Source organism: Pyxidicoccus sp. MSG2 (genome assembly GCF_026626705.1).
Taxonomy (GTDB): Bacteria; Myxococcota; Myxococcia; order Myxococcales; family Myxococcaceae; genus Myxococcus.
This window is the reverse complement of record NZ_JAPNKC010000001.1, coordinates 10,783,169-10,797,354: the sequence shown is the minus strand read 5'-3', so window position 1 is coordinate 10,797,354 and position 14,186 is coordinate 10,783,169. Positions and strand designations below refer to the sequence as shown.

Here is a 14,186-nt window from a genome sequence, read left to right as displayed (position 1 = left end):
GAGAACGGCAGGCCGTAGCCCACGGGGCTCGGCGCGGTGACACGGGAGATGCCGTCGGGAGACACCACCGACACCTCGGCCGCGCCGAACGAGCCCGGCGGCGCCACCGCCGTCAGCTCGTTGAAGGACACCACCTGCACGCCGGACGCGGGCAGGCCGCGCACCAGCACCCGGGTGGAGCCCAGCGCATCCGCCCACCACGGCAGGAAGCCCTCGCCGGTGACGCGCACGGTGCTGCCGCCCCGGGGGTTGAGGAAGCGGGGAGTCGCCGAGTGCGCGAAGAGCGGCGCCACGTACAGGTAGCCGCCCGGCCGGCGCACGGACAGTCCCGACGGCTGCACCACCTCCACGTCCGCCAGCCCCACCGCGCCCGGAGGAGTCTCCACCGTGAGGCGCGTCGAGGACGCGGCCAGCACGTCCGCCACGACGCCGCCAATGCGCACGCTCGCGCCCGGCTCGAAGGACGCCCCCAGCACCTCCACCACGTTGCCACCCGCGATGGAGCCCACACGCGGCACCACCTGCGACAGCACCGGCCGCACGCCCACGCCGCCCGCCGCCTGGAAGTCCAGCGTGTAGGGCGCGATGAGCGCATGGCCGTCCGGCGTCTTCAGCGCCTGGGAGACGGAGACGCGCAGCGCGGCGCCTGCGGGCAGTGGCTCCGCGAGCCGGAAGACGCAGGTGCTGCGCAGGTCGTCCACGCCCCCCGCCTCCAGCGTGCCCGCGACGGGCAGGCCGTCCGCAGTGAAGGCGAAGGCCCCCGGCGCCGTGGCCGGGTCGAACGCCGCCGAGAAGAAGACGGTGACGGAGTCCAGGCCGCGCGGGACGACCTCGCCCGAGGCCACGCTGGCGCCCGTGACGGACAGCTCCGCCGCGGGGCCCAGCTCCAGCGACCAGCCGCGCGGTCCACGGTCTCTCAGGCTCAGCAGCCGCCCACCTCCCACCGCCACCGTGCGGGCGTCGCCGCCCTGCATGCCGATGACGTGGTGGAGCAGCGTCGGCGTCAGCGCGTCACTCAGGTCCACCACCGCGACGCCAGCGGCCCCGGCGGCCACGTAGGCCACATCGCCCGAGAGCCGCACGTCCGAGGCAAAGCCCTTCACATCCACCGAGGCGAGGCGCCGCAGTGGAAGCTGCGACACGTCCACCAGCACCAGGCCCTCGGCGCCCGCCGCCACCACGGCCAGCTCGCGCCGCAGGCGCACGCGCTGCACGGCGATGTCCGGCAGCACGCCCAGCAACGCGGGCGCGCCCTCTACGGACCACAGCTGGAGACTGCCCGGCGCCACGCGGTCATCCACGCCGCGAGTCCCGACGCCCAGCGCCGCCAGCCCCTCCCAGACACCCACCGCCTGCACTCCGGGGAGCACCTCCTGGGTGTGCACGGGGAAGACGTCCACGGAGGTGTCGAAGGCCCGGAGTCCACTGGCCGCGGCCGCCGCCAGCAGCCGGTCTCCGCGCGCGTCCACGCCGAAGACACCGTGCGCGCCCGAGGGCGTCACGGCCAGCAGCCGGGGCTGGTCCGGCCTGTCCACGTCCACCCGGGCCACCGCGCCCTGGGTGGGGGCTCCATTCGAGCCGCGCTGGGAGACGAGGCCCACGTACATCAGGTCTCCCCCCGAGGGCGGATAGCTGATGGAGGTGGCCTGGCCCGGCAGGTCGAGGTGCGCCACGCGGCGGTCATCCACGCGGTCGCCGTTCTCGTCCACCAGGTCGCCCCGGCGGTCCGGGGCAATCGGCTCGCCCACGTGCGGCCCGAAGCGGTGCAGACCGGAGATGTCCACCACCTCCAGCCCCGAGTCGCCCACCACGTAGGCCAGGTCGCCCACCACCACCACGTCCCGCAGCGCCGCGCCCAGCGCCACCGACGCGCCGGTCGGCTGGTCGAAGGTGAAGGCGTGCGCCAGCGTGGCCGTGGTGCCGTCCGGGTTGGTGACGGTGACATCCACCGGGCCGCGCAGCCCGTCCGGCGTGTACGCCTGGATGAGGCCGATGCCCAGCACGCGGACCTGGAGCGCGTCCGCGTTGCCGAAGCGCACCCGCACCGTCCCATCCGGCGCGAAGCCCCTGCCGGAGATGAGCACCCGCGTGCCTCCCGACGTGGGGCCGCGCGGCGGCGACACCGCGGTGAGCTGGAGCGGGTCCACGTACAGATAGGCGCCGATGGCGTCCACGCGGCTGCCACCGCGCCCGATGATGCTGACGGTGGCGGGGCCGGCGATGCTCGGCGGCGTCTCCACCACGGCGCTCATGCCGCCCGGAGCCACGGACTTCACCGTGGCCGGCGCGCCGTTGATGCGCACCTCCATCGTCGAGCTGAAGCCGTGGCCCTCCAGCGTCACGTCCACCCGGCCCGACGCGGGGCCCTGGCGCGGTGTGACTCGCGTGAAGCCCACCGGGACGGCCGTCACGTCGGACGCGGTGGTGAATTCCGCGAGGAAGGCGCCCGGCATGGGCGCGCCGTCCACCTGCGCGTGGAGGCCCTCGATGCGCAGCTGGTACGTCGTGCTGCGCTCCAGCGGCTGCGCGGGCGTCAGCGTCACCGTGGTGCCCTGGACCTCCAGCGTGGCCGCAACGGGCGCGCCCTGGGCGGTGCCGTCCACCTGGAACAGACGCACCGTGGTGGCGCTCACGTCCGACACCGGCCGGCTCAGGAACGCCTGGAGGGAATTGCCCACGGGGAAGGCCTCCGCGCCGTCCTCCGGCACGCTCCCCGTCACCACCGGGAAGGGCAGCCCCACCACCGCGAGCGCATCCAGCGCCGCGGGCGCGCCCGGCGGCGGCGCCACCGTCGTCTGCACGGTGGCCACCACCACGTCACCCTCCACCGCCACGTCGGACAGCTTCGCCGCGGGGTACAGGTCCACCGCGTCCACGGAGACGGGCCGCGAAGGGTCCGAGGCGACGAGCACCTGCACCAGCGCCGAACCGGCGGAGCCCGCCAGCGCGCCCACCTGGGGCCCGAGGGCGCCGCCCGAGAAGCGCATGCCGCCCACCAGCGGCGTCACCGGGGCCACCTCGCGCGGCCGGGTGACAGGCACCAGCGACAGCGTGCGCAGGGCCTGCTCCGCTACGGACAGGCCGCGGCGCGAGAACAGCGCCACGTCGCCCGCGGAGGTGGCCAGCTCGCCCACCACGGGCATGGCAGGCAGCGACAGGTCCGCCACCAGCAGCCGGCGCTCGCCGCCGAGCTCGGCCAGCAGCACCGCGTAGCGGCCGGACACCTGCACGTCCAGGATGGACGGCTCCTGCTGCGTGCCGTTGAAGCGGAACCGCGTCACCGCGCCCAGCAGCACCGGCCGGTCCGGCTCCACCAGCGAGTAGAGCGCCACGCCCCCCGGCCCCGCCGCCATGAGCGCCAGGTCTCCCGCGAGGGCCAGGCCCCGCGCCGTCCCCACGCCGGGCACCGCCGTCACCAGCACGGGCGCCGTCGGCGTGGCCGCGTTGACGACGAGCAGCGACGGGCCACCCTCCCCCACCACGTCCACGAACGGCAGGTCCGCGCCGTTGACGGCCACGTAGGCCCGAGTCCCCCGCACCGCGAGCGCCGCCGGCTCGTACGGCGGCGGCAACGACACGCCTCCCAGCAGGAACGCGCCCGACGCGTCGCTCACGTCCACCAGCGACAGCGCGCCGTGCACGCTGTCCTGGAGCAGCTCCACCGGCTCCTTCGCGGAGATGGCCACCTGCGCGGGCGACAGCACCCAGGCCTTCTTCCCGGACAGCGTCACCTTCAGCGGCGCCAGCCTCGGCATCAGGTGCGCGGGGCGGATGGGGCCGTCCTGCTCCGGGTCGTACCGCTCCAGCACCGTGGACACCGTCAGGTCCGTGTAGAGGTACGCCCCCGCCGCCACCACGCGCCGCCCGTCCGGGTTGCGCACCGCCACGTCCGCGGGACCGAAGGGCCCCGGCGGCACCCGGGCCGTCAGCCGGCCCGGAGACAGCACCCGCACCTGGGTGGCGGGCTCGCCGCCCACCGTCACCGTGGCGCCGCGCTGGAAGCCCCCGCCGGACAGCTCCACCGTGTTGCCACCCTCCAGCCGTCCCGTGGAGGGCACCACGAACTGGAGCTCCAGGACCTTGAGGTAGATGAAGCCGCCGTAGAGGGCACCCTCGAGCCCGTCCGGGTTGACGACCGTGACGGTGGCCGCCCCCTCGAGCTGCGGCGGCGTGCGGGCCGTGAGGCTGCTGCCGTCACCGGCCACCACCACGTCGGTGGCCTCGGCGCCGGAGAAGTACACCCGGGCGCCCTGGCTGAAGCCGGCGCCGAACACGGTGACGGCGGTGCCGCCATCCAGCGGCCCCGAGGAGGGCTGCACCTCGGCCACGGCCGGCGGCGTGTGCGCGGCGGCGCGCGTGGTGAAGCGCGAGCGGAACGTCTCGCCCAGCGTCAGCCCCGTGGAGGTGGCCAGCTCCGGGCCCACCGCGAGGAAGTAGTCCATGCCCACGGCCAGCGGCCGCTGGGGCACGACGCGCAACAGGCGTCCGGCGACCTCCACGGTGACGGGCACCTGCGGCCCCAGCAGCGCGTCCGCAGCGCGCAGCACCACCGTGCCCGCCCCGATGCTGGCGGCCGACGGCGCGGTGGACAGCTCCACCTGAATGGCGAGCTCCGGCGCGGCCACGGGCACCTGCCGCTCTCCATCCGCGGGCTGCACGGACGTCACCACCAGTCGCTGGAGCGCGAAGTGGGCCAGCGTGTCACCCAGCGTCGCCACCGCGCCGCCGGCCGCGTGCGCCACGTGGGAGCCGGCCGGCAGGTTGGCGCGCACCAGCGTGCGGGCCCCGCCCTCCGGCTTGACGATGGACACGGACAGGATGCCCTTCACGGGCTGCGCGTCCTGGTCCGTGAGCTGCGTCGCGCCCAGCACCAGGTTGCCGGAGGCGCTCACCGCGCCCAGCCCCGTGGCCAGCAAATCCTTGCGGCCGGGCGTGTGCGGCAGCAACGACAGCAGCCGGGGCTGCGCGGGCTGCGTCAGGTCCACCACCGCGAGCTGCGCGCTGGCGCCGTCGCACGCCACGAAGGCGCGGCTGCCCACGGCGGACACCGCGCGCGCCCCGCCGGGCACCGCCACGAAGCCCTTCTCCTTCAGCCTCGGGTGCTTCAAGTCCAGCACGCGCAGGCCCGCGGGGCCCGCGGCCACCAGCAGCAAATCACCCGAGATGAAGACGTCGCGGGCCTCACCCACCACCGGCAGCGTGAGGATGCGCTGGGGCGCCGTCGGGTCGCCGATGTCCACCACCGCCACGCCCGCGGAGCCGTTGGCCACGAAGGCCACCCTGTCCCTCGCCGCCACGCCGCCCACGTCGTTGCCGGGCAGGTCCACGCTGCCGCGCAGCACGCGCGGCTCCACGTCCACCACCGACAGCAGGGGCGGCACGAAGGCCCCGTTGTCCTTGAGCCGGTGCGGCGTCGTCACCAGCGCCCGCGTCCCGGAGAAGGCGACGGCCACGGGCTCCGCGTCCAGCGGCACCACGCCCAGGCCCAGCAGCGGGTTGTCCCCCAGCGACGCCTGCGCGAAGGCCAGCGCGCCGCCGCCCAGCACCAGGCTCCCGCCCACGGCCAGGCGGCCGTCGGTGCGCGCCGCCACCGGCCCCAGGTGCGCCGCGCCGGAGATGGGCAGCAACGTGGCCGCGGGCCGAAGGCCCAGCTCCACCTTCACCTGCTGCGAGCGGGCCCGGTTGTCGGAGGCGTCCGTGGCCTCGGAGTGGAGGGTGACGAGCTCGCCCGCGCGGCCGCTCGGCGCCAGCCACGACAGCGAGTACAGCGGCCGGTTCGCGGGCCCCGGGTGGCTGACGGCGGTGCTGCCCAGCTTCAGGCCGTCCACCCAGAACTCGGTGGACTTCACGCCGGAATTGTCCACGGCGGCGGCCGACAGCGTGACGAGCTCGCCCTCGGTGACGAGGTCGCGCTCGGGCGGGTCCACCAACTCCACTTCGGGCGGCACGGTGTCGCGCACGGTGCCCACCGGCACCGGCGCGGAGACGGTCTCCTGGCCCGCGGTGTCCACGGCCACCGCCGTGAGCTCGAACAGGCGGTTGCCGCTGCCCACGGGCGCGACGAAGGTGCCCACGTACACTGCTGGCGCGCCGGGAATGCCGGCGGGCACCAGGGCCGTGTCCACGCGCTTGCCGTCCACCAGGAAGGCCACCCGGACGATGCCGCCGTCGGGGTCCGTGGCCTCGGCCTGGATGCGCAGCGGCTGTCCGTCGAAGACGTTGGTGCCGGGCAGCGGCTTCTTGATGGCCACCACCGGCGGCTGGTCCTTCACCACCCGCACCAGCACCGGCGCCGACCAGGCCTCCTGCCCCGCGACGTCCACCGCCTTCGCCCTCGCGGTGACGGTGGTGTCCACCCACGCCGCGGGCACCTCGAAGTCGAAGTCGTACGGCAGCACGAAGCGGCGCATCACCTCGGGCGGCGTCTCGCCCGTGCCCACGTGCAGCGACACCTGGGCCACGCCGACGCCGTCCTCCGCCGTCACCTTGAAGCGGCGCTTCAGCCCGGCCACCACCTGCGCGGGGGCCTGGAGCGACACCGCCGGAGGCGCGTCCTCCACCGCCCGCACGGAGACCTGCTTCTGGGACTTCAGGCCGGAGGTGTCCGTCGCCTCGGCGATGAACGTGAGCGTCGTGCCCCGGGCGCTCTTCGGCACCCGGTAGCTGAACCGGTAGGGCGCCACCGGCATGGTCGCGAGGGGCTCGGTGTTGCCCGCGAGGCGGAACACCACGCTGGCCACGCCCACGTTGTCGTCCGCGCGCGCCTCCACGTCCAGCCTCAGGCCCTCCACGATTTCGGAGTTGTTCGCCGGCGAGAGGAAGGCCACCTCCGGCGGCTTCGTGTCCGCCACCACCGGCAGCGTCACCACCTGGGCCACGGCCTCCTTGCCCAGCGAGTCCCGCGCGCGGGTGCGCACGGTGAGCGTCCGCCCGGCGGAGCCGTACGGCAGCGGCACGCGGAAGGTGAAGGGGCGCGTGGTGCCCGTGTACCGCAGTGTCCCGCTCGCGCCGCCCTCGACGACCACCTCCACCCAGGAGATGGCCACGTCGTCCTGCGCGGCCACGACGAGGCCGAAGTCGCGGCCCTCCGTCAGCGTGTCGCCCTGGCGCGGCTGCGCGAGCGCCACGGTGGGCGCCTGGTCCGCCACCACCGGCAGCAGCACCACCTGGCTGTTGACGCGATGCCCGAACGAGTCCACCGCCGACGCCTGGAGCTTGAGCGTCCCGCCCCCTTGCGGCACCGGCACCTGGAAGGCGAAGGGCGGCGTGCGCAGCACCAGCGGCTGCGGCGCGTCGTTCACCATCAACTCCACGGCCTGCAAGCCCACGTCATCCTCGGCCGCCACCGTCACCGTCACCGGGCTGCCCTCCACCACGGGCGTGCCGTTGGGCGGGGAGATGATGGCCACCGCGGGCTCACGGTCTCTCACCACGTCGATGGGCTGGATGAAGAGCGTGCTCCACCGGCCGCTCACGTCCCGGGCGCGCGTGGCCACGAAGTACGGCGCGCTGTCCGCCATGCCCAACTGGGCCAGCGGCGGCATTCCCACCTCGTAGCGCACCGGCGGCGCGTACACGTCGAAGTCGGAGCCCGGCACCGCGTTCTCCGCGGGGAAGCCGCCCGCGACATGCACCACCTGGAGCGCCTCCAGGCTGGGGCCGGCGAGCACCTCCACCCGGTCCACGAAGACGTTGTCGTGCGCCACCACCTCCACCAGCACGGGCGTCTTCTCCACCACGTTCTGGCTCAGCGTCGGCCGCAGCACCTCGGCCACCGGCGCCGTCGTGTCCCGCACCACCACCACCACGCGCTCGTACGAGGACTGGTGGCCCTCGATGTCCGTGGCCACCGCCCGGAGCTGGAGCGTGGTCTGCGTGCGCTCCGGCTCCAGCGCCACGAAGCCGGGCGGCAGGCGCACCAGGCCGCCATACGTCTTCAGCCGCGTCACGTCGCGGAAGGGCTCCTTCAGCTCGCGCGCCGCCTCGCGCACCGCCGGGTCCAACGCCACGGGCAGACCGTCCTCCCCGAGCGCGTCTCCGAGCGTGGGGATGCTCTTCGCGGCCTTCTCCGACACGGACATCGCGGGCTGGCCGTTGATGAACAGCTCCACCCGGTCCACGGCGGTGTCGTCACCGGCGATGGCCTGGAAGTAGAGCTGGATGCTGCCCTCGGCCAGCGTGGCGTTGGCGGCGGTGGGCACGGAGATGGCCAGCTCGGGCGCCTGGGGGCGGCGGCCCTCGACGACGAGCCGGGCGCGGCCCTGCCGGCCGGACGTGTCGGTGACGGTGATGAGCAGCACGGAGGGCTCGCCGTCGCGGCTCACCGGCGGACGCAAGGTGAGCTGCCGGGAGGCGGTGGCCGGCGCGGGCGACAGCACCTGGCTGAAGATGACCTCGCCCCGGAAGGTGGCCTCGATGAAAGCCACGCCCACGTCATCCCTCGCCTCGAACTGGAGCGAGGCGTCCGTCCCCTGGAGCAGGCGCACGAAGCCGCTCGCCAGCTCCGGGCCGGTGATGTCCTCCACGGGGGAGCGCAGCGAGAGCAGCGCCAGCGACGGTGCCTCGTCCAGGCGCACGTCCACGTAGACGGGCTGGGACACGGACGCATTGCCCGCCCTGTCGCGAGCCACCACCGACAGCGCCACGGGCGCGCCGCTGGCGGGACGCCGCAGCACCAGGGTGCGGCTCACCTCCGCACCCGGCCGCACCAGCGTTTCGGAGGTGATGCCGTCCACGCGCAGCTCGGCGGACTCCACCTCCACGTCGTCCTGGAAGGACAGCGTCACCGTCGTCAGGGCGCCCTCGACGACGGCGCTTCCGTTGGCGGGCGACGTCACCGCCGCGACGGGGGACGTCGTGTCCGGACGCACGCCGACTGGCAGCGTGGTGACGGCGCCCACGCCCGCGCCGTCCCACGCCAGCGCGCTCAGCACCGCCGCGCGCGGCGACCAGCCCATGGGAGGACGCAGGTGCGTCGCCGGCTGGCTCACGCGTCCCGGCGCCGAGGCCTGGACCTCCAGCGGACTCACGGCGAGCCACTCGCCGCCCGCCACTGCCCGCACCTGCACGCTGGAGCCGTCATAGACGAGCCCCGTGCGCGTGACGGCCAGCGGCTCGCTGGCGCCGGAAGCGGACAGCAGCTCCACGTCGATGGCATCCACCGCCAGCACGGAAGCCGGGAAGGACAGGTCGGCCGAATAGGACGGGGCCGCCAGGACCAGCTCGCGCCGCCCGCCCGGGTTCTGGGCCAGGAAGTCCTCCACGGCCGCGGACTGCTCCTGGCCGGGGCGCACGCGGTAGCGCCACGTCACCCGCGCCCGCGCACCCAGGCCGGACGGCGAGGCGCCCACCTTCAGCACGGCGCGGCCGGACGCGCCGCCCTGCCCCACCGGGCCATGCGGCAGGGCGCGCACCAGGCCCGCCTCCACCGAGAGCTGGAACGACTGCTCCGCCCCGAAGCTCCACGTCACCGACGGCGTCGCGCCGCCCGTGGTGGCGCCGGTGGCCGGCACCTCGAAGGCCCCCGCGCCGCTGGGGGCCAGTCGCGCCCCGGTGGTGGACAACACCGCCAGCGCCGAGGCCACGGAGACGTCGTCCCGCAGCTCCAGCTTCACCTCTTCGCGCCGCTCCTCCGTCAGCTCCGCGCCGACCGCGGGCGCGAGCAGGGCCACGGTGGGCGCGGCATCGGGCCGCAGCGTGCGGGTGAGGCTCGCCTCGGACGCCTTGCCCGTGGCGTCCACCGCGCGCGCGGTGAAGGTGAGCAGCCGCGACGTCTCGCCCGCCGCGAGCACCGGCAGGGGCACGGAGACCTCCGCGCCGACGGAGGGGGCGGGCTCGACGTCCGGCAGCACCAGCGCCACGCCGTCCAGGCTGGCGGACACCGTGCTCACCACGCCGTCGTCGCTGGCCGACACGCGGAGCTTCACCGGGGTGCCGGACACGCAGGAGGTGTCGTCCGGGCAGCCGGACAGGGCCAGCGTCAGCCGGGGCGGGCCGCTGTCCACGTACTCCTTCACGCGAAAGCGCACCGCGTGCGTGTCGGTGACGTTGCCCGCCGGGTCATACGCGCGCGCCAGCAGCGTGTGCTCACCGGGGGCCACGCCCTCCATGCGCACGGTGCCGGCGAAGGTGCCCACGTACTCGCGGCTGGTGAGGATGGAGCCGGGCCCCAGCGGGTCCGGCGTGCGGACCTCCTCGAAGCGCTCCTCGGCCACGCCGAGCGGCTCCCTGCCGCCCGGGGTGAGGGCCGTGCCGTCCACCAACACCGCCACGCGCGAGACGCGCACGTCGTCCCGCACCTCCACGCGCACGCCCAGCGAGCCGCCCTCCGGGACGTCCAGCAGTCCTTCGCGCGGCGGCAGCGGCGACGTCAGCAGCGCGGTGGGAGGCTGGGTGTCGCGCCGCATGCCGAGCGACACCGTGCGGGTGGTGTCCTGCCCCGCGGTGTCGCGCACGGTGATGCCCACCGTGTCCGGCTGGCCCTTGGAGATGAGGGGCGCCGTGACGACGATGACCTGGGGCGCGGCCACGTCCTTCCGCTGCCCCGACAGCGGCAGCGCGCCGGCCACGACTCCGCCGGACTGGCCCACCCAGCCGATGACGCCCTCGTCATCGCCCATGGCCACCGACAGCCGGACGTCCTCTCCCTCGCGGTACGGGCTGCCCGGCGGCGGCGCCAGCAGCGTCACGGTGGGAGGCAGGTCCTTCACCACCTGCAACTCCTGGGTGCGCTCCGCCGTCAGCCCGGAGCGGTCCGCCGCCACCGCGCGCAGCTGCAACCGCGTACCCTCCGCGGAGGCCGGCACGGGGAGCTGGAAGCGGAACACCCGGTAGAGCCCCTCCTGCACGCCGCCCGTCAGCCGGTCCACGCGCGTGGCGCCCACGTACAGCTCCGCCCAGGCCACCTCCACGTCATCCGACGCCACCACCTCCACCGTCACGGTGCGGCCCGCGAACACGCGCGCACCCTCGGCCGGAGCGCGGAAGCCGACGAGCGGCGCCTTCTGGTCCGCGGACAACTGAAGCGGCAGCGTGGCCTCCGTCGTCTTGTCGCCGCTGTCGGTGGCCACCGCCCTCAGCACCGCGTCGCGCGGCGCGCCGGAGAGCGGCACCTCGAAGCGGTACGGCGGCAGGGTGCGGGTGCCCACGGCGGTGCCGTCCAGGAACAGGGCGACGGCCTTGATGGCCACGTCGTCCCGCGCGTCGACGACCACCTCCGCCGACGCCCCCAGCGTCGCCACCGTGCCCGCGAGCGGCCGGAGGAACGCCACCGTGGGCGGCTCGTCGGCCAGCGCGTGCACCAGCACCTCGGGCGAGAAACCCACGTTGTCGGAGGAGTCGTAGGCGCGCGCGCGGAGGCGGTGGTCCGCGCGGCCCTGCAGCAGGGCCGCCGGAATCACGGCGTGGGTGACGAACGAGCCCGGCACGCCCGCGTTGGGCGCCGGGGTGGAGTCCGTGTGGAGCACCTCCCCGTTCAGGAGCAGCTCCACCCGCTTCACGTCCACGTCGTCCAGGCCCGCCACGCTGACGAGCAGGTCCTGCGTGCGGACGACCTGCGCGTTCTCCGCGGGAGAGACAATCGCCAGCGAGGGCGGCGTGACGTCCGGCGTGGCGAACACCGTGGCGCTGGCCTTCTTCTCCTGCCCCGAGGAGTCGCGCGCCACGGCCTCCACCGTGAAGGTCTGCCCCGCGGCGGAGGCGGGCACGCCGAACGTCGTGAGGTACGGCGGCACGCTGGACAGGCCCACCGGGGCGCCGTTGATGAGCCACGTCACCTGCACGGGCCGGCCCGAGTCGTCCTGTGTGGCCGCGGTGAGCACCATGCGCGAGCCGGCGATGAGGCTGCTCTGACTGATGGGCGAGAGGATGGAGACCTGCGGCGGCTGGTCCGCGCGCACCACCGCCTGGAAGGCGGCGCGGCGCTCGTTGCCGCCCACGTCGATGGCCTGCACCTCCACCTTCAACTGCCGGCCCAGGCTGGACGCGGGCGGAGTCCAACTGAAGGAGAAGCCCTGCGAGCCCGATGGCGTCCCGGCCAGCCCGCCCTTCGTCAGCCGCGTGCTGGCCACGGCGGCGCCGTCCACCAGCAACCGCAGGTCCACGCCGAAGGCCAGCGCGTCGTCCCCCACCGAGCCCGCGACGGCCAGCGGCACGCCCACGGTGGCATCCGCCATGGGGCCCACGGGCTGGTGCAGGGTGATGAGCGGCGCGGAGTCCGCGACGATGCGGACCGGCAGCGCCTCCACGGGGACTTCGGCCCCGGAGCCATCCACGGCCGTGGCCCGGATGATGGCGGAAGTGCCCGCCGCCGTCCTCGACGGCACGTAGGTGACCTCCCACAGCGGGACGAGGACGGGCTCGGGGCCCTTGTCCGTCTCCCGCATCCGCACCTCCACGCGAGGGGCCTCCGCCACACCCAGCGCCGCGTCGTCCACGGTGAAGCGGACGACCTGGAAGTCGCTGGCGCTCAGGGTGCTGCTGCGCCAGTCGCCACTCGTCACCCGCAGCGTCCGGGGCAGCCCGGCGACGAGGAGCTCGCCGGCCAGCGGCGCCTCGTACACCACCGAGCGCGAGCTGGGCGCGCGCGCGCCCGTCACCCGCACCCGCGCCTCCGCGGACTGCGCCTGCTGGCCGGCAGTGTCCACCACGCGCGCCGCCAGCACCAGGGGGCTGCCGCCATACGGAGGCGCCTTCACCTGGAGCACGAAGGGCGGCGACGTGTCCGAGACGGTGGGGACGCCGTTGACCAGGAAGTCCACCCGCGCCACGCCCACGTCGTCGGTGGCCACGGCCTTCACCTCGAAGCTGCCACCGGCCACCACCGTCGCGGGCGCGGTGAGCCGCACCTCGGGCGGCGCGTCCAGCGCCTCCACCATGACGGACACCGGAGCCAGGCCCGGGTACGTGGCGACGACGCGCGCCGGGCCGGGCCGCAGCGACGTCACCTTGCCGTCCGGAGACACCTTCAGCGTGCTCGGGTCCTCCACGCTCCACTTCGTCCCGACGGCCGCCGGCGTCAGGTCCACCTGCCGGCCGGAGGTGAGCAGGCCCTCCAGCCGCAGCGCCACCGAGCCCCCCACGCGGGGAATGGACGGCGCGACGGGGAGGATGGCGAGCTGCTGCAACTGCGCGGTGGAGTCCACCACCACCGTCACCGTGGCGGTGTAGCCCGCGTACAGCACCGTCACCTGGGCCTCGCCGTTGGCGCGGGCCACCACGTGCCCGTCCCGCGTCACCGCCGCCACCGACTCGTCGGAGGACTCGTACGTGGCGCCATTCGCGCCGCCGCTGACGTCCACCTCCCCGGCGATGGCGAAGTCGGCGAACACCTTGAGTGGCTCGCGCTCGCCGAAGCCCTCCGACAGCAGCAGGGGCGAGGGCCCGGCGCGCAGGGCCAGCACCGGGTCGAACGCGGTGGAATCGGTGAACTCCACCTCGGACGTGTGCACCACGCGGTCGTACGGGTCCACCAGCGCCACGTCCACCACCACCACGCCATCCACGGGGATGCGCTCGGCCGTGACGGGCACGGAGAACGTCACCTGGCCGGGAGTGGTCAGCCGGGGCCGCGCCACCTTCCGGCGGGCCGTGGCGAAGGAGTGGGCCTCGGCTTCCTCCAGGTCGCCCTTCACCGTGCGCAAGAGCTCCGCCGAGGCGCCCAGCAACGTCAGCTCCACGCGCGCGAGGGTGCCCTGGTACGCCACGTCCACCAGCAGCTCGCCGGAGCTTTGCGAGGCCCGGACCTTCACCGCGTTCGCCGCGAAGCCGGGCGGAGGCGCGCTCCCGTCGAGCACCACCTGCACCGGCGTCACCTGCGCGCCTTCGGCCGCCACGGGCGCGGCGGTGATTTCCAGCCGCCCGTCCGCCGGCAGCTCGGCCGTCAGCGGCACCAGCACGTGGAAGGGAACGTCACCGGCCAGGTCCCGCGAGACGACAGTCCTTGCGAGGTCGACGAATGCACCCGCCGTGGCGGAGGTGCCCTTGACGCCCACCACCACCTGGGAGGCGGCGCCCTCCACCTCGAAGCCGAGCTCCACGGTCCGCGCCCCGGCTTGGAGCGGGCGGAGGGGATACACGGACACGACGGACGGCGCGGCCTGCCCCATGGCCAGGGCAGGCACGACACCGACGAGAACCGCGCACAGGACGCTCAGCGCCCCCAGGCGCGGCGCGCGACGTGGCTGCAT

Annotated in this window: 1 protein-coding gene (cut by a window edge); it reads right to left on the bottom strand. The window is 74.9% G+C overall.

The genetic code is table 11. The features are described 5' to 3' along the window. On the bottom strand, window positions 1–14,186 hold the 5' portion of the coding sequence (locus OV427_RS41930) for an Ig-like domain-containing protein (protein ID WP_267861835.1). Its footprint begins 17,854 nt before the window's first position; 14,186 of the gene's 32,040 nt are visible here — the first part of the coding sequence; the start codon lies at window positions 14,184–14,186; its stop codon lies beyond the left edge, outside the window.